Source organism: Nonomuraea fuscirosea (assembly GCF_003001935.1).
Classification (GTDB): Bacteria; Actinomycetota; Actinomycetes; order Streptosporangiales; family Streptosporangiaceae; genus Nonomuraea; species Nonomuraea fuscirosea.
This window is the reverse complement of record NZ_PVNG01000011.1, coordinates 279,316-303,607: the sequence shown is the minus strand read 5'-3', so window position 1 is coordinate 303,607 and position 24,292 is coordinate 279,316. Positions and strand designations below refer to the sequence as shown.

The window sequence follows — 24,292 nt, the reverse complement described above, 5'->3', positions numbered from 1 at the left end:
GTCGTGTATTCGAATAGAGTTTCCCCATGCGTGCCGACCGGCTGGTCTCGCTGGTCCTGCTGCTGCGGCAGCACGGCCGACTGTCAGCGGCGACGCTGGCCCGCGAGCTGGAGGTGTCCACCCGCACGGTGCTGCGCGACATCGAGGCGCTGTCCGCGGCGGGCGTCCCGGTCTACGCCGAACGCGGACGGCACGGCGGTTTCGCGTTGCTACCCGGCTTCCGTACCGAGCTCACCGGGTTGAACCACGACGAGGCCCTCGCCCTGCTGGTCGCCGGATCGCGGCGCGGCGCGCAGGCGTTCGGCCTCGGCTCGGCGCTGGCGTCGGCGATGCTCAAGGTGATCGACGCGCTGCCCGACAGCTACCGCGACACCGCGGCCGGCGCGGCCGAGCGGCTGCTCATCGACCCGGAGATCGACCTGCTGTCGCGCCGCCTGGCCGCCGAGGACGCGCCCGGTGCCATCGCGGCCGAAGTTCTGCGCGCAGTGCTGGCCGGGCACAAGCTGCGCATCCACTACGCGGCCGCGGACCAAGAGCCGCGGTGGCGCACGGTGGACCCGATCGGCCTGGTCACCGTCCGCGACCGCAGCTACCTGCTGGCCACGAGGTCCGGCGCGGACCGTACGTACCGGCTGTCCCGCATCCTGGACGCCGAAGCACTCCCCGAGCCCGCGCAACGACCGGACCGCGTCGACCTTGACCAGGCCTGGCAGGAACGCAGTACCCGCTTCCGCACCGGCGGCGACCAGGTCACCGTGCTGGTACGGCTGCACCCGGCGCGGCGGGAGGACCTGGTGGGCACCGCGCTGGCCGTACTCGCGGAAGAGACCGAACCGGACGGGTGGCTGCGCCTGGAGGTGACCTTCCAGGACCCGAGACACGCCGAATGGGCGCTCTGGCAGCTCTCGACGAGCGTGGAAGCCCTGTCACCGCAGTGGTTGCGCGACTCCCTGCACACCCGCGCCACCACCATCGTCACCCGCTACGAACCGCCGTCGTCGTAACGCCCGTTCAGACCTCGGAGCACCGGCAACCCCGTACCGAGGTCGAGCACGAGACGGTCGCCGAGCGGCCGGGCGAGTGTGACCGTGGCCGTGGCGCTTTTGCGGATCAGCAGGCAGGGCTCACCGGAGCTGGTGTCCCGCTCGTCCATGTCGACCACCACCAGGTCGCCGGTCTCGTACGCGCGCGGCCCGCGAACGGTGTCGCAGGCGCCGTAACCGTAGCGGAGCAGCAGCTCGCGCGGCTTGCCGGGGACGAGCTCGTACGCCATCACCTCTTCTTCACCGCCCCGCGTCCGTTCAGGACGGGGAGTGACGGCGGAGGGATCGACGGCCACGTGCACCTTCTTCTGCTCGACGCCCTCGACGGTGAACATCCACGCCGGCACCCGGATCCGGCCCCGGCTGGTCTCCAACGGGACTTCGCCCAGCTCCGCGCCGGTCACCCGGAGCGGACGGCATCCCTTGGCCGGGCACTCCTCCTCGATGGGGTCGGCCGGTCCGCTGAACTCCGCGTACGCCCGCGCCGCCGAGACGACCGGCACCGGCGAGACCTCGCCGTCCGGCCATCGCACGTCGGCCCGCGTCGGGGAGCCGGTGGGCAGTTCGGTGGCCAGCCGCCAGGCGCCGTTGTGCGAGCTCCTGTTCACCCAGGCCGGAACCCTGCGTGCGTGGTTCCATCCGTGCGGGTTGAGCACTTCCAGCGCGACGAACCCGTCCCGCCAGGCGCGATCGTCGGCCGAGCCCTGCCAGCGCTCCGCCACCTCCCGAGCCCGCGCCTCGAACGCATCGGTCGCGGACGAGGGTCCTCCACCGCAGGAGGACAGGGCCAGCACCAGACACACGATCACCTTTCGCACAAGATCTGATCATCCATGACCGGAGCCCTCCGCACCCTCGCATACTGGGAACGGAAGTCCACCCATGGCGGGAAGGGGCGTTCATGACCATCGGGCCCGTGCGGCGGCCGTACCGGGTCGCCGTCATCGGTGTGGGCGTCATCGGAGCCTGTGTGGGCTGGCACCTGTCCCGGCAGGGCGCCCAGGTGACGCTCATCGACGCGGGCCGCCCCGGCGAGGGCGTCACCGACTGGTCCTTCTCGTGGGTCAACGCCGGCAACAAGACCGAGCGCAGGTCGTACTTCGACCTGAACATCGCGGGCATGGCGGCCTACCGCGACCTCGCCACCGTCATCGGCCCCGACCCGTGGTGGCATCCGAGCGGCCACCTGCGCTGGACGGACGATCCTGCCGCGCAGGCGGACCTCCTGAAAACCGCCGGCCTGCTGACCGGCCTCGGCTACCGGGCCGAGGTGCACACGGGCGCCGAGGTACGCCGCCACCTCGAACCCGCGCTCACTCTGCCCGACGAGGTCGCCGCCGTCCTCTACCCGGACGAAGCCTGGGTGCACGGACGCCACCTCGTCACCCGCCTGGTCGGCCGGACCGTCGCGGAACATCGCTTCGGCACCGCGGTTACCGCCATCGACACCGGCTCCGACGGCGGCGTCCGTACCGTCACCCTCTCGGACGGAACCCGCCTCGACGTGGACATCGTCGTGAACGCGGCCGGCCCCGGCGCCGCCCACCTCGCCGCCCTCCTCGGACGCCACCTCCCGATGCGCCACGAACCCGGTCTCGTCACCCGAATCACCTGCGCCCGAACCCCGATCCACCGGGTGGTCCACGCCCCTCACCTCGCCCTCCGCCCTGACGGCGACACGACGATGGTCCTCCACAGCGTCGAGGTGGACGCCCACCTCGACGCAGGCGCAGACCCGTCGCCTCTCGCCCGGCTGCTCCACGAATCGGCCCGGAACCTCGTACCCGCCCTGGGCGACTCCCGCATCACCGAATCACGCGTGGCCGAACGCCCCATCCCAGCCGACGGCTACCCCTCGGTCGGCGCGGTGCCGTCCGTGCCGGGCTACTACGAGGCCGTCTCCCACAGCGGCATCACCCTCGGCCCCATCATCGGCCGCCTGCTGGCCACGGAGATCCTCGACGGCGAGAGAGCCGAGTCACTCGCGGACTTCCGCCCAGAACGCTTCCCTGCGTAACCACCATCGACAGGCCCGCCATCGACCGTCGGTCCCCGTCCCAAGGTCGACCCGGCGAAGTCGCCGGTCGGCCCGGCAACACACCTCTCCCCGCGACTGGATAACCTGAGCCGCCGACCACGAGCAGGGAACGTACATGAGACTGGACGATCACAGCGTCGTCATCACCGCGGCCGGACGCGACTTCGGACGAGCCCTGGCCATCACCCTGGCCGATCTCGGCGCCACCGTCTTCCTGTCCGCCCGGACGCTCGCGGCCGCCGAACGCACCCGGGACGACATCCGCGGCCGAGGCGCCGGAGAGGCGTACGCCTTCGCCTGCGACCTGACCGACCCGGCCTCCATCCGCGACTTCGCCCACCAGGTCGGCGCGCAGACCGGCCACATCGACGTCCTGGTCAACAACGGGGCGCGCTACGTCGAAGGCGAAGACCTCCTGGCCGCCTCCGACGACGACGTCATCGACGCCCTGGCCTCCGGCGCCACCGGCACCGTCCTGGTCACCAAGAACTTCCTGCCCCTGCTCCTGCGCTCGGCCAAACCCGACATCATCACCATGATCTCCACCGCCGGGCTCCCGGGACACGCGCGCTCCACCGCACACGCCGCCTTCTACAGCGCGAAGAACGCCCAGGCCGGCTTCACCGAGATCCTCTCCAAGCGCCTCCGCCCGCAAGGGGTACGCGTGATCTCCCTCTATCCGCCCGACTTCGACAACGCGGACCCGCTCACGCCCGACTGGCACACCAAGTCACGAGGTCCCCACAATCCGCTCACCAGCGAATCCCTGATCAACTGCATCCTCTTCGCGATCGGCCAACCACGTGACTGCTTCATCAAGGCGTTCCACTTCGAAGAACCCAGCTGACAGGGCACGCGCCGCCGCACTCGAACTCGTTCACGACCAGGTGACGCCGACGACGGAGCGAGCAGAAAGACGGCGGACGCTCTCGTTCGCCGGCATCATCGCCGACGAGCCCGACAGCGGTCAGCGGTCAGCGGTCAGCGGACATCCTGCGAGATTGCTTACCCCATCGACGATATTCGGTAGACAGCGTCATGTCCGCTGAGTAGCTTCTGCGGGTCCCGTTGCGCGCCTGCCCGAAAGCCTGAAGCCCTGCCTCTTCCGGAACGGCGCCTAAAGCCAGAGATGGCACCCCTTTTCGAGGAAGATGGTCCGTGACCGGCATTGTCCCCCTGCGCAGGAACGTGCGTTTTCAGATGGTGTGGATCGGCGGCGCGGCGTCGAGGCTGGGGTCGGAGTTCACCAGACTGGCCATGCCGCTGCTGGTGCTCGCGCTCACCGGCTCGCCCGGCCTGGCGGGCGTCGTCGCCGGTGCCCGCATGGTCGCTCTCCTGCTGGTCCAGATGCCGGCCGGCGTCTGGGTGGATCGGTGGGACCGCCGCCGTACGCTGATGATCGCCCAGATCCTCCAGGCGGGCGTCTCAGCGCTGCTGGCCGTGCTGATCCTCACCGGCCAGGTACAGATCTGGCACTTCGTCACGCTGGCGGTACTCGACGCGCTGTGCGCCGCCTTCATCGAGCCGGTCCGAGACACGGCCATCCGCGGGATCGTCCCCGCGAGTCAGCTGCACAGCGCCTACGCCCAGGAGGAGTCCCGCACGCATGCCGCCGGCCTGATCGGCCCTCCGCTCGGCGGCCTGCTGTACACCCTCGGGCGTGCGGTGCCCTTCCTCGCCGAGACCGTCACCTTGGCCGCCGCCGCGCTTTTCTACGCCCTGGCGAAGGTGCCGCGCCGTCCGGCGAACCAGTCACGAACGTCCGCACGAGCGGACGGTGAGGAGCGCCGGCGTGGTGTACACCGGGAGGCGGCTGAGGCCATCACCTGGCTGTGGCGTCGCCGGGGCCTGCGGGAGGTCACCGCGGCGATGATGGTCCTCAACCTCCTGGGTGGAGCCTTCCTGATACCGCTCATCGTGCTGGTCGGCGAACGCGGCGGCGGCGCGCTCACCACCGGCACGGTTCTGGCCGCCCTCGGCATCGGCGGGCTGGCCGGCGCCCTGCTGTCGGGCCGCATCAGCAGGCTGCTGCCGCCCGGTATCCTGCTGCTCGCCGTCCTGACGATCTTCGGTGCCGCCCTGGCGGCCACCGCGCTGCCGTGGGGGGCGTGGTGGCCGATGGTCCCCTTGGTGTTCATCACGCTGTCGACCCCCTCGCTCAATGTGGTGCTGAACGTGGTGATCGCCCGGATGGTGCCGGACGAGATGCTCGGCCGGATGGGCGCGGTGCTGAGCATGGGCGGCATGGCGCTCAAGCCCTTCGGCCCGGTTCTCGGCGGAACGCTGGCCGCGGCGCTGGGCGGCGCGGCGGCGCTCGTCGTCCTGGGTGGGCTACTCGGCGCGACCGCCGCCGCGGCGGCGGTCAGCCGGGAGTTGCGCGGCTTCACCGGGGAGATCGCCCCGGCCTGAGGCGACGCTGTACGACCCGATCGGTCGTCCGGGTTCAGGTCGTGAGTTGCCGCCGCATCTCGGCCGAGTCGTGCAGGTTCGTCATGTGGACGAAGCGGCCGTCCCTGACCTTGTAGATGGCGTACTCGACGATCTTGAACGAGGCGCCGGTCGGCGGGACGCCGAGCCAGTCCTTGGCGGGTGTGCCGGTGTTGATCGCGCGGACCGCGATCCCGTCGCGGTCGAGCAGCAGTTCCTCGACCTCCCAGTGGATGTCCGGGACGGCGTCGACGATCCCCTTCAGGGTGTCGACGACGTCGTCACGGGTCCCGGGCACGCCGCCGAGCAGGACCTCGTCGTTGATGAACTCGTCCATGCCGTCGAACTCGTGGGCGTTCAGCGCCGCCGCGTATCGCATGTACCAGGCGCGCAGGTCGTTGTCGGTCACAGGATCGTCCTCTCTGGTCGTACCACCGGCTTCGCGAAGGTCTTCGCCCGCATCCAGGCGACTTCCGCACCGATCGGTCTAGAAATCGACTGTAGCACTTCTGTACCGATCGGTCGCAAATCGGGTAGCCCGGTCGAGGCGGCCGGTACGGATATTTCTGGTATCGCCCTCACCTGGGCTCATTCCGACCGGCTGAGGCAGGCAGGAAGAACAAGACTGTTGTCCGCGCATCTTCTCGTGCACGGTTGTCGGCGTCTGACCCCCCACACATACCGACGGGAGTCCCCACATGTCCGAAACGGTGCCGCTGCATCTCGCGGGCAACAACGCGCCGGTCGCCGACGAGGTGTCCCTGGAGCCGTCCAAGGTCGTCGGCGAGATCCCGGCCGAGCTGAGCGGGCAGTTCTTCCGCAACGGGCCCAACCCGCGTACCGGCTGGTCGCCGCACTCGTTCGCGGGCGACGGCATGATCCACACCATCGCGCTGGACGGCGGCAGGGCGCGCTGGTACCGCAACCGGTACGTACGCACGCCCCTGTACGAGCACCCCGGCCAGTCCCGCTTCGCCCTCGCCTTCGACCAGGAGACCAGGCGGATCGACTACCGGGTCACCACGGCCAACACCCACCTGATCGCGCACGCGGGCCGGCTCTTCGCCCTGGAGGAGGGCGGTTTCCCGTACGAGGTGACGCCGGATCTCGCCACGGTCGGGGCGTACACGTTCGACGGAGCCCTGCGCACCCCGATGACCGCGCACCCGAAGACCTGCCCGAGCACGGGTGAGCTGCTGTTCTTCGGCTACCAGCTGCGCCCGCCGTACCTGACCTGCTACCGCGCCTCGCCCACCGGCGAGGTGGTGCAGACACGGACCGTGGACGTGCCGCGGGCGACGATGATGCACGACTTCGCCATCACCCGCCACCACGTGCTCTTCATGGACCTTCCGGTCGTCTTCGACGCCGCCCAGGCCGCGGCGGGCGGACCGCCGTGGCGCTGGGACGACGCGCACCGCGCCCGGTTCGGCGTGCTGGCGCGCACGGCCGGCGACGACGCGCCCGTACGCTGGTTCGACGTCGAACCGTGCTACGTGTGGCACACCATGAACGCGTACGAGGACCCGGCGGGCGACACGATCACCGTCACCGGCACCCGCGTCCCCACGCTCTGGCGCGCCGGCGCCGACGACCTGGAGGGCGGGCTCCCGATCGCGTACCGCTGGACACTGCACCTGCGCTCGGGCACGGTCACCGAGGAACCGCTCGACGACGCCCCCAGCGAATACCCCCGCGTGGCCGACTCGACCCTCGGGCTCCCGCACCGCTACGGCTACACGACCAGCTTCTCCCTGAACGCCGAGCCGGAACGTTCGGAGATCTACGCCTACGACCTCATCAGCGGCGGCGAACGGGCGGTGCACCGCTTCCCACCAGGCCACACCTGCGGCGAGGCCGTCTTCGTACCCCGGGCCGGGACCGGCGAGAACGCGGGCTACCTGATGACGTTCGCCCACGACCGCGGCACCGGCACGAGCTACCTGGCCATCCTGGACGCCACCGACCTCGCCGCGCCGCCGCTCGCCGAAGTACACGTCCCGGTACGCATCCCGGCCGGCTTCCACGGCAACTGGCTCCCGACCTGAGCGCCGGGGGGTAGCCGAAGCGCGAAGCCGCATAGCGCGGCAAACCATCAAGAACGCGAAGCGACGTATCATTCGCCCGTGAAACTGCGGTTCAAGACGCGTGAGTCGGACTCGGCGTGGGTCGACACCGTGTGGACATGCACGAGCGAGCAGGTCACGACAATGACGTCCGTCGCAGGGGTGCGCTGGGGCCTGGTGTTCTGGAAACAGGCCGGCCAGGCGTACACGACCATCACCGGTCCCGAGACCCGGACCGGCACGGCGCCGGTGCCGGAGGGCGCGACCTTCACCGGCATCGACTTCGCCGTGGGCACCTCGTTACGGGCCATGCCCATGTCGGCGCTGGTCGACGGGGGCATCGTGCTGCCCGACACCACGCGCCGCACGTTCCGCCTGGACGGCGCGCGGTGGGAGACGCCCGGCCCTGACGACGCCGAAGCCCTGGTCGAACGTCTCGTCCGGGCCGGGATCGTGGTCCGTGACCCGCTCTGCGTCGAGGTACTGCGGGGTCACCACCCATCCCTCTCGGGGCGCACGGTCGAACGCCGGTTCCGCGCCGCGACCGGACTGACGCGGGGCGCGGTCCGCCAGATCGAGCGGGCCCGCACGGCGGCGCGACTCCTGGCCGCCGGCGATCCAGCCGCCGACGTCGTCGGCAAACTCGGCTACTGCGACGAGCCGCACCTGGCCCGGGCCTTGCGCTCCTACGTCGGACGCACCGTCAGGCAGCTGCGCGAGGGCGCCGGCGGCGCGATCGGCCTCGACCTGGATCAGCGCCTGACGTCGTAGACCAGCTTCAGGATCCCGTTCGAGTAGCTCTCCGACTCCCGCAGGGTCAGCATGTGCTTGTCCCGGTCGGCCCGGCCGAACAGGCTCTTCCCGGCGCCGAGCAGCACGGGAAAGACCAGCAGGTTGTACTGGTCGATCAGCCCCGCGTCCGACAGCCGCCGGGCCAGCTCCGCGCTCCCGTGGATGTAGACGGCACCGCCCTCACTTTCCTTGAGCGCCGCGACGTCCTCGGTCGAGCGCAGGATCGTGGTCGGCCCCCATCCGTCGACGATGGCGTCGTCGGACAGCGTGGTCGACACCACGTACTTGGGCAGCTCCTTGTAGTCGGCGTGGTCCTCCGAGCCGGGCCAGAGCGGCGCGAACGACTCGTAACTGCGACGGCCGAACATCAGCGCCGTCGTGTCGGCGAGCTCCTCACCCTTCAACGACCAGGCTTCGGGGACGAACTCGAGGTCCTTGACCACCCACCCGCCGCTGCGATGCTCTTCCCCCGGCCCGCCGCCAGGCGAGTCCACGATGCCGTCGAGCGACATGAAACCGGTGTAGACCAATTTACGCACTGTGCCGTCTCCTCGTGCTCGGGCGAATTGCCGGGCTCACGCTAGAGCACGGCCGCGGTGGCTGTCTTGAACGGAAACGACAGCGGGTCCGAAACGCGTATCCGAACACCGGTCAGCCGAGGGTGCAGGTGGCGCCCTCGCCGGGAGTCTTGAGGTCGACGATGTAGTCGCTGACGATGTCGTTGACACAGGCGTTCGCGCCGCGCATGGCCACGGTGTGCTGTTCGCCCTTCACCGTGAGCAGCGCGCCGTTGAGGGTGTTGGCGAGGGTGACGCCGCCCTCGTACGGGGTGGTGGGGTCGCCCGTGATGGAAATGGTGAGGGTGGCGGGCAGACCAGTGATGTTCTGCGCATACGGGTAGGACAGTTCGGTGCTGCCCGGCATGGATTCGCAGCCGTCGCGGGCTCCCTTGACGCTCCCTCCCGGGTCCAGGAACGGGGCTTCCTTCCAGATCCGCGCGCGCAGTCGCTCTTCCTGCTCGGGGGTACGGCGCTGCTCGTCCATGCAATTGATGACCACGTTCGCCTCGAGGTAGTTGGACCAGACCCCGTCGGTGCCGCGTTCGGCGAACCCGTCGCTGAGCGCGAGCAGAGTGTCACCCTTTCCTTGCGTCAGTTCCGCGATGCCGGCCTGCACGGCGGGCCAGGTCGTGGATTGGTAGAGCCCGCCGATGACGGCGCCGATCGCCGTGTTGTAGTCCACGGGCCGGCCGCTGCTGGTTGTGGCGGGTGTGTCGATGAGCGGGCGGACGATGTCGTGGAACCGCCGCAGCGCCCGTCCGCGGTCCTGCCCGAGGACGCAGTCCGGCTGCCGGGTGCAGGCGTCGGCCATCAGGTCGAAGGAGCGTTGGAACCCGGCGTATTGAGTGACCTTCCGATCCGCGCTCTGCAGGGTGGGGTCCTGAGCGCCGTCGAGGACGAGGGCACGCACCTTCGACGGAAACATCTCGGCGTACACGGCGCCGAGCCGGGTCCCGTAACTCTGCCCGATGTAGGTCAGCTTCTCGTCGCCGAGGACCGCTCGGAGGATGTCCATATCGCGCGCGACGTTCGGAGTGCCGACCTCGGCCAGGAACTGCTCGGTGCCGGTGCGCTTGACGCACTCGTCGGCGAATCTCCTGGTGTCCGCCGCCGTCCAGGAGCCCTGGACGACGCCGGCGGGGAAGACGAACCCGGTCTTGTCGGTCTGCTCGTCGGAGATGCAGTCGATGGCCGGGGACGATGCTGACACGCCACGAGGGTCGACGCCGACGATGTCGTACTGCTCCGTTATGGGGGTGTTCTTCAGACCGCCGGCGGCGATGACGGCCTGTAGTTGTCCAGAGCCGCCGGGGCCGCCGGAATTGACGACCACCGAGCCTTTCGCGGCTCCGCCGGCGGCCATCCGCGTCACGGCCAGCTCCGTGGTGCCGTCGTCGGGGTGGTCGTAGTCGATGGGGACCGTCAGGCGCGCGCACTCGGCGCGGGTGACGGCGGCGAACGTCTTCTCCTGCAGTTCGGTGACGGCGTAGTCCTCGCAGGACCCGAACCGCAGCTCCTGGTCGTAGAAGCGGCTCAGCTCGGTCGCTGTCCCTGATGTGTCGGATGCGGGCGCCGTAGTGCAGGAGGACATCATCAGTACTGCCGGGATGAGCGCGGCGGCGAGCTTGTGCTTTCTGAGCATGAGTGCGTTTCCTTCGTCAGCAGGACTTGTCCGAGACGTGGGTGATGAACACGGCGGAGCCGCCGAGGTTCGCGCTTGTCGTCGACCAACCGATCGACGGTGCGGCGCTAGTGTGCGAGTACCTCGATGCCGAGTCCGCCGAGGACGGCGACGGCGAGCCCCCAGACGACCACTGACACCAGCTCCCAGGCGAGGACCTTGGTGCGGTTCGCGCCGAAACCGACCATCGCCGCGGACGAGATCTGCGTCGGGTGACCGATGAGCGCGACACCTGGAATCCCGAATCGCTGGAACAGACGGCTGACGCGCTCGCGTCCGCGAGAAGGTGTCTCCGTCTTCGGCGCCGACCGGACACGTTGCCGGATCCGGCTCGAAATCACGACGATGAGCACGACGGCCGCGGCGTTCCCTGAGATCGCGGCACTCACCGCGACTGCGGGATGCAGGCCGATCGCCACGCCGATGAGCGTCCCGGCGTACGACTCGACGAACGGGATGGTGGCGACCAGGAAGACCGCGAACCATTGCAGCCAGCCCGGGAAGGACTGGATGAAGGTCTGCAGGGTCTCGATCATGATGTCTCTCCTTTTGAGGTGCGCGAATCGCCACTCGGCGGCTGCGAGTGGAGGGGAAGCAGGAATGCGGGCAGGAAGCTTTCAGCGCCCAGGGCCCCTGAGGGACGCTCGCCGACTCCACGACTAGCACGCTGTGCTAGAAGCGAGACTAGCACAGCGTGCTAGCTTGTTGTCACGTCGATTCGCAGGACGCTGGAGGGGCCATGAGCACGCGACGCAAGATCCTGGACGCGGCCACGTCGATGCTGGAAGAGGGCAACGGGCAGCAGCTGACGGTGCGCGCGGTAGCCGCACGGGCAGGCGTCGGCATGGGCACGCTGCGCCATCACTTCCCGACACAACGCGTCCTGCTCGACGCCGTCCTCGCGTCGATGTACGAGTCGGCGATGCCCGACGATCGCATCCACGACACGGCACTACCAGCGCGACAACGCCTCATCGACAACCTGGGCAGACTCGTCGCCGCCATCGGCATCGGAGACGAGGCTCGGGCGCGATGGGGCGACATCTTCCGTAACTACATCAGCCCCGACGCCCCCGACGACGTCCGCGGCACCTACGCCGCGTTCGACGAACAAGCGGCGCGCCGCGTCGAAACGTGGCTCTCGGTGCTCGTCAAGCAAGGAGCACTCGAGGAAGGCGACAACACCGCCAGAGCGCACTTCTTGCTTTGCGTCGTGAACGGCCTCGCGCTGTGGCGAGCGCTGCCCCTCGCAGAGTCCGCTCTCGCACGGGAAGTCGAGGCGCTGACATTCGCCACGGACGCGTTGCCCTTCACGCAATAGTGCGATGGACCGCAGCGCAGACGGTCCCGCGAACACGACATCCATAAGATCTGCAGCGGCCCAGCGTGGCAGGAACCACCCGGCGCCCCCACCGATCACGGACCCGAGCCGAATGCCGTTGAACCGTCCGCCGGTACTTCACCGAGGCTGTACCTGACGTGACCTCAAGTGGACCGAGCAACGTGCCGACGACCATCGTCGGCACCCAGCGGTACGACCGCGTGCGTGCTCCACCGATACACCCACTCCGGTTCAAGAACCCGGTTCTGGACGATCAACGTGACACGATCGACGTTCACCCGAACCGGCTCCGCATCGACGCCACCCAGCGCCTCCACGTAGGGCTCAGCCGGCCCTGACGTATTCATGTAGGTCAGGCTCACATGCGGATGCAGCCCTCCAGCCTGCTCGGCCGCCATCGGAACTTCCCCTGCCACCTCGGCGATGCCGTTCCTGATCTCACGCCAGATCTCGCGCAGCGGCTCCGCCGGTGTGACTTCCCACGCGACACTCTCGCTTCTGACAGCCGGCCGGTCGAAGGTGAGTTCCACCGGCGCGAGCCGGCCCAGCCGTACGGCCACAGCCTGGGTGACCTGCTCAAGCCTCTCCTCGGAGACCTCGTCCACCCACCCGACGCTCTGCACGGTGAGGTGCAGCCACTGGACCGGCACCGGGTCGTGTCCGCCGACCACCGCCAGCGCCTGCTGGTACCGCTCGGCGAGGCGATGGAGCTGCGGCGCGCCCTCGAAGGTCAGGTGCCACGTGTAGACCAGCCGCCCCGGCCACCACCCTTCCCGCGGCCACCAGTGGGAGCGGACCTCGTCCATGTCGCGTCCGGTCATCCGGCTCACCTCGAATCTGGAGAGCGACGTTCGCCTCAAGCTTGCCGTCACCAAGGGCTCGGCCGCCGACGATCGACGCCAGGACCCGGACCGGCTGACCACCCGAAAGTATGATCTCGCGCGCTGCGGACCCTGCTTTCGGCTGGTGCCGTCCCGCCGGGCGGGCTTGCAGGATGAGGCCCCATGCCACCCGAAGAACTCCCCCACGGGTCGCCTCCCCAGGGGCGAACCGGCCATCCCGGCCACCGTCTCCCGCACGCCGGACCCACCGACTCCCCCCAGCCACCTCATTCCGCCACGCGCGCGACCGGCCACCCCCAGCCCACCACGCACGCCCCCGACCAGCCCCAGCCCACCGCACCCGCATCGGCAGCCGCATCCGCATCCGCATCCGCATCCGCATCCGACCAGCCTCAGCCCACTGCACCCACGTCCGACCAGCCCCAGCCCACTGCATCCGCATCCGCATCCGCATCCGACCAGCGCCACCCCGCTGCGCCCGCGTCCGACCTGCCCGACAGCGGCGCACACTCCTCGGGCCGGCCACGAATCATCGCACTCGACGTACTACGCGGCTTCGCACTGTGCGAGATCCTGCTCGCGAACATCCAACTCATGGCCACCGGCACCTCCGCCGTCGTGGTGCAGCCGATGGGCGACTGGGACCCCTGGCTCGGCCTGCCGATCTTCTCCCTGCTGTTCGGCATCGGCTTCGCGCTGCTGCTGGACTCCGCCGCGCGCCGCGTCCCCCGCCCCCGGCTGGTCCTGTTACGCCGACTCGGAACGCTGCTCGCGATCGGCCTCGTGCACATGCTGCTGTGGCCGGGCGAGATCCTGACCGACTACGCCGTCGTCGGCCTGGTGATCCTGCTGCCCTCGACCTGGCTGCCGCGCTGGGCCATGGCCGGCCTCGCCGCCGCACTCATCCCGACGGCGCTGATCTTCGGCGGCGGCGGGCCCCTGCTGATCGCCGGACTGTTCCTACTGGGCTCGGCACTGGTCCGCTACGGCGTGATCGAGCAGTTCGACCGGTCCACCAGAGGCCCGCTCCTGCTGGGCCTGCTCTTCGCGGCGAGCCTGGCCTGCACCCTGTGGGCACAGGCCGGCATGCGGGCCGCGGGTGCCACGACGCACCTGTCTTCCCTGTCCAGCCTGGCCGACCTACTGCTCGTCGGTGTGTACGTGTGCGGCCTGCTACTCCTGCTCAGAACCCCGCTACGACCAGCCTTGCGATTCCTCTTCGCACCACTGGGCCAGATGGCGCTGACCAATTACCTGACCGCCACACTCCTCGTCCTGGCCGCCGACCACATCCTCGGCCTGCCGATCGGACAGTCCCTGACGACGGCATACTGGACCGCAGGAGCCATCCTCACAACCCAGTGGCTGTTCTGCACCCTCTGGCTGCGCCACTACCGTCAAGGCCCCATCGAGTGGCTCTGGCGCTGGGCCACCTGGACCCACCGCCCACCCCTCGCCCGGGCCAGGACGTCATGAGCGGTGATGTTCCGACGCTTTGGGCAACCCCCGTCCGACTCGGTATACCCAGACGTCCAGGGACGCTGTCGGCGAGACATCCAGACCGGTGGGCATCCTGAGGCGACATGCCGGTGGTGCCTTTCATCGATCAACCGGCCCGCTGAACCGCGGGCACCAAGTGACCAGCCCCGGCACAGCACCATCAGGGTCTGTCGTACCGGCACGAGCGTGATCATCAACGTAGGGAGTCGACTCCGCGTGCCTGCGGCAGGTACGGCTGGACCACGCACAAAGCCCGGTTCACTGAAGCAAAGGCGAAGGCGGCACGCCGTCGAAATCTCCGCGGAGCCATTCGTCTCGACTTCAGCGCAAAGGGAGCGCCCGGACACGGATGCCCGAGCTGGTGAAGGCCGCGATTGCGCCTGTGTGCAGGTGCTGTTCGAGAACTCGAGGTTGGCCAAGATGATGTTGACCAGGTCGGGTGGACGAAGCTCCACCAGCTCTCGCACGAGGATTACGGAGGGTTCAGTCGCGCGGGCGTGGGCCAGGAGCGCGCCGAAGTCGGTGTCGGCGGAAATGATGTTCGACCGTCCGCGGCAGCGAGTTGCATGATAGTGGTGTCGGGCGCGCTCGTTGCCTGGAGATCGCGTACGTGGACCGCATCGTGACCAGCCTTGGCCAGCAGCTCTGCGACACGGGGTGAGAGATTCTCATCGACCAGGAAGTTCACGCTGGCTCGCGGAGACGGTAGAAGTGGACATTCGTTGACGCTGCTGCGTACTCGAGCGCCTGCTTGATGTCCTCCCGCTCCAAGTCCGGGTAGTCCAAGAGGATCTCGTCGAAGGTCCATCCGCCGGCGACGAGTCGTACCACCGTCTCCACCGTGATGCGCAAACCACGGACGGCGGGCTTGCCTTCGATCTTGTCAGGCTCGACGGTGATCCGATCGAAGTTCATGGTGTCATCCTCCCCTGCTGATACTGCCAGGTCGGCCAGGCAAGAGCGACCGAGATACCGCGCAGGGGGACATCTGTTCACTCTCGACGCCATCATGACGGCGGTGTTGCACCTGGAGCGGGCGACGGGAAACCGAATCTGCGCTGTCAGCTTGGGCGGAAAATGCAGGGATCTTGGCTCGTAGGAGCGTTGACCTGGGACTGAGACCGGTCCTGAGTGACCGTGCCAGACGGTCCCACCCTGAAGAGAAAGGCACGAGAGCACTCAGCTCTCGCCGATGCGCAACCACCGACAATGAGCATAAGTACGCCACCGATGCCATACTCAGCGCCACCGCCCTCGCTGCCCCAGGCCCCGTCACGGTCCTCACCTCCGATCCCGAGGACCTTGCCGCACTGTGCGATGTGCGGGTCACCGTCATCAAGATTTGAATCACGCCCCGTACCGCTGGTTCCAACAGGCGATCATGAATCTAACGGCACGCAAAGATCGACAGCCTGAGGAAGGACCAAAGCCCAGGTACCGAATCCCTCGGCCTACCCGGGCTTTCCCTGTCAGAGCGGGTCGCGAAACGATGAGATCATGCGGTCTGCGATAGCCGGTTTCCCGCCGACTCAGGAAGAGGGCGACATACTCGTCCGGCTGCGCGACGAGCTCACACACCTCGGCCTCAACGCCGAGCTGCGCGACAACAACACTGCCCTCATGGTGCACAAGCGGAAGCCGGGGATACCGGTGTGGGTGTTCGTCGGGTACGGCGGGGCCTACTACTCCTGGCAGAGCGCCGGAGCAGCGGCACCCGACCTCCGATCCGGAGGATGCGGCGAAGCTCCTGGGTGAGTACATCGCCAGGTGATCAAGGATGGTGGTCGGCAACGACAATCATCTCGGGATGGTCCAGATCCCTCAGCATCCCGTCGATCCACTCGTCCCCGGGGCGGATCTGGTGGAAGCGGAACACGACGCAGGTGTCGTTCGCGCTGATGACGCATCGGACGGGCACCGGCTCCGGCAACGCTCGGATGAGAGCGAACACGCCGTCGGCTACGGCGAGGCCGAGTCGGAGCGCCAGAACCTGATCTTCGCGGCCGATCTGCGGCTGCCCATCAAGGTTCTCCACCTGTACCGGCGCGTAGTCCTCCAGGTGGAAGGCGTTGACGTTCCACTCATAGCCAGACAGATCCTGCCAGCCCATCTTGGCGATCGCCGCCGAAGCAGAAGCCGGCGCGCCCACCCATTGGCCGACGTGCTCGGTGAATATCCAGGCGCCCTCGTTGTAGGTGAGCCCCCGGGTGACCTTGTCTCGGAGACTCTGGCTCAGGCTGGGAACGGCGGGCGGCAGATCGACGGTTGGCAGCGGTCGAAGCGCGGATGCCGCCGCCTCGTTCATCCGGATGGTGAGCACCTGGGCACGGTACCGGCCGCGACGTCAGCTTGTCCGCTACCAGGAAGAGCATGCCGCGTATATTCCGCGAGGCAAAGCCGGCCAACGAGCGCCCTTGGACCTGCCGATCAATGCCTATACGCCGGAGCGTCCTTAACGGCTGCACCCAGATCTTCACCGCGTCCATGACCTTCACACCGATTGCAAGAGGCTCGGCACTCCCTCGTCCCGCAAAGAGGCAGGCCGAGGAACGACGCCGCCAGCTTCGCCTTACGAACTACAAGATCCACCGATACGTCACGGCTTCACCTCCTGCTCAGCTGGGCGCACGAGAAATTCTCAGTTGCTGTCGACAACATCAAGAAGCGTTAGCCTGCGAGTGTGATCGATGGCGCTGGCGGGCACGTCCTTGACGGACGCTTCGAGTTGGTGGAGCGGCTGGGCAGCGGCGGGATGGGCACCGTGTGGCGGGCGCGTGACCTGGCGCTGCATCGCGAGGTCGCGGTCAAGCAGGTCAGTCCCCTGGCTCCTGAGCTCGTCCAGGACGCGGAGTCTTCCCGGGTGCTGCGGGAGGCCCGCGCGCTGGCGCGGATCAGCGATCCGCACCTGGTGACCATTCATCACATCGTTGAGGAGGGTGCGGGTTCCTACCCCTGGCTGGTGATGGAACTGGTGCCCGGCGGCAGCCTGGCAGACCGGCTGGAGGAAAGGACGCGGCTGGAACCACAGGAGGCCGCCGGCATCGGCCGCCAGGTCCTTTCCGCGCTACGTACCGCGCACGCCGCAGGAATCTGCCATCGTAACGTGAAGCCCGCCGACGTGCTGCTGCGCCCTGACGGCAGCGCGGTTCTCACCGACTTCGGCATCGCCGCCCTCCAGCGGATCGGCTCCGCCGACACCGCGGCCCGGTCCGTGCCGCTGACCGCGACCGGCGAGCTCATCGGCACGCCCGAGTATCTCGCCCCAGAACGCATCCGAGGCCGGGACGACGTCCCCGCCTCGGATCTGTGGTCACTGGGCATCATGCTGTACGTCTGCGTAGAGGGCCACAACCCCATGCGCCGGCCGACCGCACTGGCCACCATGGCGGCGGTCATCGACGGCGTGGTGCCACCACCGGTCCGGGCCGGCGCTCTGGCCCCCGTGCTGCGGGAGCTCCTCGTAGCCGATCCGGCGGCGCAACCCACGGCCGAGCGGCTCGACGCGATGCTGGCCGCCATCGCGGATGGTAGCACGGCCCGGACTAGCTTGCTACTGAACCGGACCGGCCCACGCCACCCGGCGGCACGGAACCGGACGTTCACCCCCCGTCCACACCTCCTCGCTCGCCCCGCCGTAAGCGCGCCTGGCTCGCCGCCGGAGCCGCAGTACTGACCACGGTGCTGGCCGCGACCACGATCTACTTCGTGAACAATTCGCAGAAAGCATCGACCGGCGATCACAAACCCGCTGCCCAGAACAAGCTCGGCCTCTTGCGACCCGGCACTCTCAAAGTCGCTGTATACGATGGCACCGCCGTGGACCAGCCGGGAATCTATTCCGATGATGACGGTACTCACCGCGCCAACCCGACCGGCCTCGACCCGGACCTGGCCCTCGCCATCGGTGACCGGCTCGGCCTGAAGGTAGAGATCGTCAGCGTCTCGACGCCAAGCCAGATGATCGACGGGGTGCTGGAGACCGAGCAGTTCGATGTGGCCCTGCCGAGCACGGGCACATTCTCCGCCGGGCAGAAACTCGCCCTCATCCACTACTTCGACATCGGATTCGCGGTCTACGCCACGTGGAAGACCGCTCAGCGCATCCGCTCCAAAGCCGACCTCTGCGGCATGAGCCTCTCGATGAGCAGCTACGAGGACCTGGTGGGGAAGACGAGTTACGAAAAGTGCGGCCCGAATTCCATCAAGCCGGCCAGGAGAAACGGCAGGTTGGACGCATATGTCACCAGCCTTCCATGGGCCGTCGACCGCGCGCGGAACTCCAAGGGCGAGCTCCACCTCTCGAAAGCCGATCTGACCGAGGACGTCCCCCTCGTCATGGCCGTCGACAGCGCCAAACCCGCGCTACGCGACGCGATCGTGAAGGCGCTCAACACACTGATCAAGAACGGCGAGTACGGCGAGATGCTCGCCGATCGAGGTCTGCAGGACGGCGCCGTCACCGCGGCCCGAATCATCCGCAGCACCCCTTAAGGCACGTATCGAGTCGTGATCAAGGAGTGGTGGTAGTGGGGTCTTTACCGAGCACCGGAAGCGGCGCGGCAGCTTGAGTCGGCATGAGGCGCGGTGTCGGGATTACTCTCGGTCCGTTTCCTCATGCCGCTCGCCGAACCCGCTGTGCGCCTTTCAACGCAACGGGCTCTCCACGGTTTCTGCCGTCAGGTGGTTCCGGGGACCCAGGGGTTGCTGATCGTGTTGCCTCGGTAGCGGTGTCGTGTGATCGCGATGGCCGCTGTCCGGTTCCACTCGATCCCGCCTGCCGTAATGGGTTGCCATTGCCCGTTGGGCATGACGTAGCGGCGGCGGATGTCCCTCCACTTCCAGCGGTGCCGAACCGTGAGCATCCGGATCAGCCTGCACCAGGTGAAGTGGTCCAGGCTGTCGAAGGTGCGCTGGGCCACGGCGTGCTGGAAGTAGGCCGCCCAGCCGTGGGTGATCTGGTTGATTCTCCGTAGCAGTTTGGCCAGGTCGTGTTGTGACGTTCTGGGCGTCAAGGCACGGACCTTCGCGTGCACGGAGCGAATGGCCGCGTGTGAGACGAAGGTGTAGAGATACCACTGGCTCCACCCGCGAGCCACCGCTGCTAGCAAGGGTGTTAGCAAGATCTCGAAATTGTCCTGACAAATAGAAAGCCCCTGACGGCATAACGCCTGTTCAGGGGCTTTCGCATCAGAGCCGACGAGGGGAATCGAACCCCTGACCTTCTGTTTACAAGACAGATGCTCTGCCGATTGAGCTACGTCGGCACGGCCTACCAGTGTAGACGCTAGAGGCGCCTGTGACGAGCGACCTCGTACAGCGCCACCCCAGCCGCCACCCCCGCGTTCAGGGATTCCGTGGCGGCGTGGATCGGGATGCGGGTCACCACGTCGCAGTGTTCGCGGACCAGGCGGGACAGGCCCTTGCCTTCTGAGCCCACGACGACGACCAGGGGCTCGGTCAGGAGGTCGACGTCGCCGATGTCGGTCTGGCCGGCGCCGTCGAGGCCGATGACGAAGAGGCCGGCTTCGCGGTATTCGCGTAGGGCCGTGGTGAGGTTGGCGGCGCGGGCGACGCGGAGGTTGGCCAGGGTGCCGGCGGAGGTCTTCCAGGCGCCGCCCGTGACGCCGGCTGAGCGGCGGGACGGGATGAGCAGGCCGTGGGCGCCGAAGGCGGTGGCGGAGCGGGCGATGGCGCCCAGGTTGCGGGGGTCGGTGACCGAGTCGAGGGCGATGATGAGGGGCGCCTCGCCGGCGTCGTGGGCGAGCTCCACCAGCTCCGACGGGTGCGCGTAGTCGTAGGCGGGGATCTGCAGGGCCACGCCCTGGTGGACGGCGCCCTCGGTCAGGCGGTCGAGCTTGTCGCGGGTGACTTCGAGCAGGGCGACGCCGCGTTCGGCCGCGATCTTGATGGAGTCGCGTACGCGATCGTCGTTGTCGATGCGCTGCGCCACGTAGAGGGCGTTGCACGGCACCCCCGCCTGCAGCGCCTCCAGCACCGGGTTGCGGCCGCCGATGTATTCGGGGGCGTCTTCCGAGCGGCGCTGCCTGGCGGGTGCGGGGCGGCGCGCACCGCCGCCGCCGCGTTCTTCGCGGGCGATGCGCTCGTCGCGGGCCTTGTCCTTGTACCAGTGACGCATCTCGGCAGGCGGAGTCGCGCCGCGGCCCTCAAGCGACCGGCGCTTCTGCCCACCGGTGCCCTTGGCCGGGCCCTTCTTCTTCGCGGGCCTGCCCGACGATCTACCCCCAGCTGCCATGCAATAAGGGTACTCGGGTCGCCGCCCCACTCAGCCCGTCAGCGGCTGAGCTCCCAGCGGGCGCCGTGGGGGGTGTCCTCGACGGTGATGCCCGCGGCCGACAGCTGGTCTCTGATCGCGTCGGCGGCGGCGTAGTCCTTGCGCTCCCTGGCCGCCTTGCGCTGCTCCAGGGCCACCGCGACCAGCGCGTCCACCACCGGCGTCAGGTCGGTGCCGGCGGTGCGCCACTGGGGCGAGCGCGGGTCGAGGCCGAGGACGTCGAGCATGTTCTGGGTCTCGGCCAGCAGCCGGGCCACGGCCTCCTTGTCGCCCCGCGCCAGCGCCACGTTGCCCTCGCGCACCACCTCGTGCACGACGGCGAGCGCCTGGGGCGTGCCCAGGTCGTCGTCGAGCGCGTCGGCGAACGCCTGCGGCAGCGGCGCGTCGGCGTCGACGTCGTGGATGACCTCGGCGGCGCGCGTCACGAAGCCCTCGATCCGCTGGTACGCGGCCGCGGCCTCCTGCAGCGCCTCCTCCGAGTAGTCGATCGAGGAACGGTAGTGCGGCGCCGCCAGGTAGTAGCGCAGCTCGACCGGTCGTACCTTCTGCACCATCTCGGGGATCAGCAGCGAGTTGCCGAGCGACTTGCTCATCTTCTCGGCGCCGATCTTCAGCATGCCGTTGTGCATCCAGTAGTGCGAGAAGCCGTCGCCGGCCGCCTGGGACTGGGCGATCTCGTTCTCGTGGTGCGGGAAGATCAGGTCGATCCCGCCGCCGTGGATGTCGAACGTCGGGCCGAGGTATTTCGTCGCCATCGCCGAGCATTCGAGGTGCCAGCCGGGACGCCCGGGACCCCACGGGGTCGGCCAGGTCGGCTCGCCCGGCTTCTCGCCCTTCCACAGGGCGAAGTCGCGCGGGTCGCGCTTGCACGACTCGTCGTCGGTGTCGGCCGCGGCCCGCATGTTCTCCAGTTTCTGGTTGGACAGGGAGCCGTAGCGGTCGGCGTAGGAGCGTACGTCGAAGTAGACGTCGCCACCCGAGGCGTAGGCGTGGCCGCGCTCGATCAGGCGCTCCATCAGCGTGATCATCTCGGGCACGTGGCCGGTCGCGCGCGGCTCGACGGTCGGCGGCAGGCAGCCCAGCGTCTCGTACGCCCACGTGAAGGCCCGCTGGTTGCGCTCGGCCACGACGAACCAGGGCACGCCCTCCGCGGCCGCCACCCTGATGATCTTGTCGTCGATGTCGGTGACGTTGCGGCAGAACGTCACCTCGTAACCGGAACGCGCCATCCAGCGGCGCAGCACGTCGAAGTTGACGCCTGACCGGATATGTCCGATATGCGGAGGAGCCTGCACGGTCGCCCCACACAGGTAAATCGACGCCCGGCCGGCTTCGACCGGAACGAATTCACGGATGGCGCGTGTACTGGTGTCGTAGATGTGCAGGCTCACGAACGCAAGGCTAACGCCTCAGAGCCGTCATCACGCCGATAAATCAGCCTCGCAAGTAGACCCTGTCCGGCGAGATCCGTATGATGAGCCGCTCCGTGCCCGGCTTGTCCTCCCATGAGCGACCTCGGTACTTCTGCGACAACTCCTCGATGAGCGCCCCCTCGGGGTCGGGCGTCACCGTCACCCGGCCGCGCACCTCCACGTAGCGGAGCGGATCGTCCGGATCGATCACCAGCAGGCTCACCCGCGGGTCGCGCTCGAAGTTCCGCGGTTTCCTGCGCCCCTTCACGGTCGAGAACAGCACGTCGTCCCCGTCCGTACGCACCCACACGACGGACGACTGCGGCCCGCCGTCGGGGTTCAGACTCGTCACCGTCGCGTAATTCGGCGCGTCCAGGAGTTTGCGGACATCGGCTGACAGTGCGGCCATGTGGTGCTCCCTTGACTACTGGATCCATCGGTCGATTGGCTCGATTGGTTGGCCGGCGGTCGATCGGTCCGTCCGTCCATCCGTCTTGGAATCTCATCGACGATACTCAGGGCTGCGCGGATGCCGTCCTCCGGCGTCCCGGCCGCGTCCTCTGTCCGCCGTGGCTGGGTGGCTCCCGGGCCGGGCAGGGGGCCGTCGCTGCGGGAGGCCGCACGGAACGCGCCTCGCGGACGCGACCGGCCCACCCCCGCGACGGGTCCCGATGGACGCGGCGCGCTCCGCCGAGGGCCACGGAAAGCCGGAATCCCCGTGAACGGCCGAGGAATCGCCCGCCGTCAAGAGCGGGAAGGGAAGTCAATCTTCTGTAGGCTCGAACCGACATGGACGTGACTCCCCCCTCTGTGCTCCGCCGACTCGGCCTCGCTCTGGCCGGTCTCGCGGTCGCCGCCCTCGCCGGGGCCGCGTGCGCGCTGTCCTTCGACGATCTGCGCGGGCTGGCCCTCACCGGCGAGGCCCGGCAGGACCTCGCCTTCCTCTATCCGGCCGCCTTCGACGCGCTGCTCCTGGTGGCGCTCATCGGCGTGCTGCTGCTGCGCCCGGCCAGGATGCTGGTACGCGTGCAGGCGGCGTTCGTGCTGGTGCTGCTCATCGTGGCGGCCGCGGCGGTGAACGTGGCCTCGGCGGTGCGGTTCGAGTTCGGCGCGCGGGAGGCGGCCATCGGTGTGGCCCTGGCGCCGTGGGTGATGCTGGCCCTGGCGCTGTGGCTGTGGTTATTGCTGATCAAGCACGTGCAGGGCCGTCGCGGGCTGACCGCGGAGCACGACGCCGAACGTACGGCGGAGCAGGACCTCGTGCCCTTCAACCGGCCGCATCCCCAGGCCGATACGCCGCCCTCGCTCGCCACGGCGTCGGCCGCGCCCGTCCTTGAGCCCACCCCGGTGGTCGGCCCCACCGCCGCTCCCGAGACGCCGCCGGTGTCGGCACGGGTGAGCGAGTGGCCCGTGCCGGAGGAGGAGTCGCCTCAGCCGACCACCGGCGCTCCCGCCGTGCCCGCGCCCCGTCCCGCCCCTGAGCCCGGCCCCGCGCACGAGGCCCCTCCCGCACCTCGGCCGGCCCCGGCGGACGACTCCGCCGACGAGCCGCGGCCCGCTCAGACCCATGAGGCCGCCGACGAGCCGTCACCTGCTCGGGTGTACGACGAGACGCCGGTGGACGAGGCCGTCGACGACCCGCACCCGACCCAGGTGTACGAGGCCGTCGACCTGCCCCGGCCTGAACAGGCGCACGAGGCCGCTGACGAGCCCCAGCCCGAGCCCGCCCCCGAGCCGGAACCGGAACCGGAACCCGAGCCGGTGACGCGGCCCGTGCGCTGGGGGGATCGGGTCAAGCCGGCCGACGTCCTCGTCCACCCTCGCCCCAGCGCGGACGACAAGGACGCCGACACCCAGCCGCACCCCATCGTCGCCGACGACACGCCCGACCCGAAGCACGGCCCTGAGGCGGCCGACGTGGAGGAGCGCAGGCAGGTCGCGAGCAGGACGGAGGAGACCGGCGAGACGGAGGACACCGCGCCCCATCCGGTGATCCACGACGACACCCCGGCCCCGGCCGAGCGCCTCCGCAGCACCCCACGCCCGCCCGAGGACTGAACCCGAGGAGACGGGCCGCCAGCAAGGCGGACGGGATCGTCGAGGGCCCGAACGGTCAACGCGGGGACCGAGCCGCCACAGGCCCGCGCAGCCGGCGCCCAGGGCTGCCAGAGGCCCGCTCAGGTCAACGTCAGGGGCTGTCGGGGGCCCGGGGAGTCAACGCGGAGGAAACAGCCCGTAGGACAGCATGAGGGGACCCGCCCGGGATCGCATCCCGGGCGGGTCCATGTATCCCGCCT

Annotated in this window: 25 protein-coding genes and 1 tRNA gene; 12 read left to right on the top strand and 14 right to left on the bottom strand. The window is 68.9% G+C overall.

Going from position 1 to position 24,292, the window contains the following annotated elements; translation table 11 throughout:
• Positions 1–26 precede the first annotated feature (26 nt).
• Positions 27–1,004, top strand: a complete 978-nt coding sequence (locus B0I32_RS26180) for a helix-turn-helix transcriptional regulator (RefSeq protein ID WP_106244215.1) — start codon at positions 27–29, stop codon at positions 1,002–1,004.
• Here the strand turns inward: B0I32_RS26180 and B0I32_RS26175 are convergent.
• Positions 983–1,861, bottom strand: coding sequence for a hypothetical protein (locus B0I32_RS26175; RefSeq protein ID WP_106244212.1), 879 nt, complete (start codon positions 1,859–1,861; stop codon positions 983–985). The two genes, B0I32_RS26180 and B0I32_RS26175, sit on opposite strands and share 22 nt — an antisense overlap.
• Before the next feature lie 83 nt (positions 1,862–1,944).
• On the opposite strand from B0I32_RS26175, the gene B0I32_RS26170 reads away from it, so the two are divergent.
• From B0I32_RS26170 to B0I32_RS26160, 3 genes are all read left to right on the top strand, one after another.
• The gene (locus B0I32_RS26170) at positions 1,945–3,060 is read left to right on the top strand and encodes an NAD(P)/FAD-dependent oxidoreductase (RefSeq protein WP_106244209.1); all 1,116 of its coding nucleotides are present in this window, start codon (positions 1,945–1,947) and stop codon (positions 3,058–3,060) included.
• Between the two features lie 136 nt (positions 3,061–3,196).
• Positions 3,197–3,928, top strand: coding sequence for an SDR family oxidoreductase (locus tag B0I32_RS26165; protein WP_106244207.1), 732 nt, complete (start codon positions 3,197–3,199; stop codon positions 3,926–3,928).
• A 311-nt stretch (positions 3,929–4,239) separates the two neighbouring features.
• A complete protein-coding gene (locus B0I32_RS26160) occupies positions 4,240–5,490 on the top strand; it encodes an MFS transporter (RefSeq protein WP_245956026.1) in 1,251 nt (416 codons plus the stop codon).
• Between the two features lie 34 nt (positions 5,491–5,524).
• On the opposite strand, the gene B0I32_RS26155 is transcribed toward B0I32_RS26160, so the two are convergent.
• Positions 5,525–5,917: an ester cyclase gene (locus B0I32_RS26155; protein ID WP_106244202.1), complete on the bottom strand. Its 393-nt coding sequence runs from the start codon at positions 5,915–5,917 to the stop codon at positions 5,525–5,527.
• Between the two features lie 289 nt (positions 5,918–6,206).
• Between B0I32_RS26155 and B0I32_RS26150 the strand changes: the two genes are divergently transcribed.
• Both B0I32_RS26150 and B0I32_RS26145 read left to right on the top strand, forming a co-directional pair.
• On the top strand, positions 6,207–7,556 hold the full coding sequence (locus tag B0I32_RS26150; protein ID WP_106244200.1) for a carotenoid oxygenase family protein: 1,350 nt from the start codon (positions 6,207–6,209) through the stop codon (positions 7,554–7,556).
• 78 nt (positions 7,557–7,634) lie between these two features.
• Positions 7,635–8,345, top strand: a complete 711-nt coding sequence (locus B0I32_RS26145; protein ID WP_106244198.1) for a helix-turn-helix domain-containing protein — start codon at positions 7,635–7,637, stop codon at positions 8,343–8,345.
• Here the strand turns inward: B0I32_RS26145 and B0I32_RS26140 are convergent.
• The 3 genes from B0I32_RS26140 to B0I32_RS26130 all read right to left on the bottom strand — a co-directional run bounded on the left by B0I32_RS26140 (position 8,327) and on the right by B0I32_RS26130 (position 11,143).
• Positions 8,327–8,905, bottom strand: coding sequence for a dihydrofolate reductase family protein (locus tag B0I32_RS26140; RefSeq protein WP_106244196.1), 579 nt, complete (start codon positions 8,903–8,905; stop codon positions 8,327–8,329). The genes B0I32_RS26145 and B0I32_RS26140 overlap by 19 nt on opposite strands.
• A 112-nt stretch (positions 8,906–9,017) precedes the next feature.
• Positions 9,018–10,568, bottom strand: a complete 1,551-nt coding sequence (locus B0I32_RS26135; RefSeq protein WP_219912016.1) for an alpha/beta fold hydrolase — start codon at positions 10,566–10,568, stop codon at positions 9,018–9,020.
• A gap of 107 nt (positions 10,569–10,675) precedes the next feature.
• Complete coding sequence (locus B0I32_RS26130; RefSeq protein ID WP_106244194.1) at positions 10,676–11,143, bottom strand: hypothetical protein; 468 nt, start codon at positions 11,141–11,143, stop codon at positions 10,676–10,678.
• Between the two features lie 203 nt (positions 11,144–11,346).
• On the opposite strand from B0I32_RS26130, the gene B0I32_RS26125 reads away from it, so the two are divergent.
• A complete protein-coding gene (locus tag B0I32_RS26125) occupies positions 11,347–11,928 on the top strand; it encodes a TetR/AcrR family transcriptional regulator (RefSeq protein ID WP_106244191.1) in 582 nt (193 codons plus the stop codon).
• 164 nt (positions 11,929–12,092) lie between these two features.
• On the opposite strand, the gene B0I32_RS26120 is transcribed toward B0I32_RS26125, so the two are convergent.
• The gene (locus B0I32_RS26120) at positions 12,093–12,770 is read right to left on the bottom strand and encodes a 2'-5' RNA ligase family protein (protein ID WP_181307789.1); all 678 of its coding nucleotides are present in this window, start codon (positions 12,768–12,770) and stop codon (positions 12,093–12,095) included.
• 615 nt (positions 12,771–13,385) lie between these two features.
• Here B0I32_RS26120 and B0I32_RS26115 point away from each other — a divergent pair.
• Entirely contained in the window at positions 13,386–14,267 is an 882-nt protein-coding gene (locus B0I32_RS26115; RefSeq protein WP_106244185.1) for a DUF418 domain-containing protein, read from the top strand.
• A 496-nt stretch (positions 14,268–14,763) separates the two neighbouring features.
• Here the strand turns inward: B0I32_RS26115 and B0I32_RS61720 are convergent, their stop codons facing one another.
• Positions 14,764–14,979 (bottom strand): DUF5615 family PIN-like protein, encoded by a 216-nt coding sequence (locus B0I32_RS61720; RefSeq protein ID WP_181307787.1) that lies wholly within the window; start codon positions 14,977–14,979, stop codon positions 14,764–14,766.
• Positions 14,976–15,206: a DUF433 domain-containing protein gene (locus B0I32_RS26110; protein ID WP_106244182.1), complete on the bottom strand. Its 231-nt coding sequence runs from the start codon at positions 15,204–15,206 to the stop codon at positions 14,976–14,978. The genes B0I32_RS61720 and B0I32_RS26110 overlap by 4 nt, the downstream gene beginning before the upstream one ends.
• Positions 15,207–15,788: 582 nt before the next feature.
• Between B0I32_RS26110 and B0I32_RS26100 the strand changes: the two genes are divergently transcribed.
• On the top strand, positions 15,789–16,046 hold the full coding sequence (locus B0I32_RS26100) for a hypothetical protein (RefSeq protein ID WP_106244180.1): 258 nt from the start codon (positions 15,789–15,791) through the stop codon (positions 16,044–16,046).
• A 16-nt stretch (positions 16,047–16,062) separates the two neighbouring features.
• On the opposite strand, the gene B0I32_RS26095 is transcribed toward B0I32_RS26100, so the two are convergent.
• Positions 16,063–16,611 (bottom strand): hypothetical protein, encoded by a 549-nt coding sequence (locus B0I32_RS26095; RefSeq protein ID WP_106244178.1) that lies wholly within the window; start codon positions 16,609–16,611, stop codon positions 16,063–16,065.
• Positions 16,612–16,971: 360 nt separating this feature from the next.
• On the opposite strand from B0I32_RS26095, the gene B0I32_RS26090 reads away from it, so the two are divergent.
• Together B0I32_RS26090 and B0I32_RS26085 are read left to right on the top strand one after the other, a co-directional pair.
• Complete coding sequence (locus B0I32_RS26090; protein ID WP_245956025.1) at positions 16,972–17,964, top strand: serine/threonine-protein kinase; 993 nt, start codon at positions 16,972–16,974, stop codon at positions 17,962–17,964.
• A 5-nt stretch (positions 17,965–17,969) separates the two neighbouring features.
• Entirely contained in the window at positions 17,970–18,782 is an 813-nt protein-coding gene (locus B0I32_RS26085) for a transporter substrate-binding domain-containing protein (protein WP_181307785.1), read from the top strand.
• A gap of 185 nt (positions 18,783–18,967) precedes the next feature.
• On the opposite strand, the gene B0I32_RS57880 is transcribed toward B0I32_RS26085, so the two are convergent.
• From B0I32_RS57880 to B0I32_RS26060, 5 genes are all read right to left on the bottom strand, one after another.
• Positions 18,968–19,324: a group II intron maturase-specific domain-containing protein gene (locus tag B0I32_RS57880; protein WP_281262620.1), complete on the bottom strand. Its 357-nt coding sequence runs from the start codon at positions 19,322–19,324 to the stop codon at positions 18,968–18,970.
• 158 nt (positions 19,325–19,482) lie between these two features.
• Positions 19,483–19,555 (bottom strand) — tRNA-Thr (locus B0I32_RS26075).
• A 20-nt stretch (positions 19,556–19,575) separates the two neighbouring features.
• A complete protein-coding gene (gene rlmB / locus B0I32_RS26070) occupies positions 19,576–20,544 on the bottom strand; it encodes a 23S rRNA (guanosine(2251)-2'-O)-methyltransferase RlmB (RefSeq protein WP_106244169.1) in 969 nt (322 codons plus the stop codon).
• A 38-nt stretch (positions 20,545–20,582) separates the two neighbouring features.
• Entirely contained in the window at positions 20,583–21,974 is a 1,392-nt protein-coding gene (cysS, locus tag B0I32_RS26065) for a cysteine--tRNA ligase (RefSeq protein WP_106244167.1), read from the bottom strand.
• Between the two features lie 43 nt (positions 21,975–22,017).
• Positions 22,018–22,404 (bottom strand): PPOX class F420-dependent oxidoreductase, encoded by a 387-nt coding sequence (locus tag B0I32_RS26060; RefSeq protein ID WP_106244164.1) that lies wholly within the window; start codon positions 22,402–22,404, stop codon positions 22,018–22,020.
• Positions 22,405–22,784: 380 nt separating this feature from the next.
• Between B0I32_RS26060 and B0I32_RS26055 the strand changes: the two genes are divergently transcribed.
• Positions 22,785–24,053: a DUF2637 domain-containing protein gene (locus B0I32_RS26055; RefSeq protein ID WP_106244162.1), complete on the top strand. Its 1,269-nt coding sequence runs from the start codon at positions 22,785–22,787 to the stop codon at positions 24,051–24,053.
• The last annotated feature ends 239 nt before the right edge of the window (positions 24,054–24,292 follow it).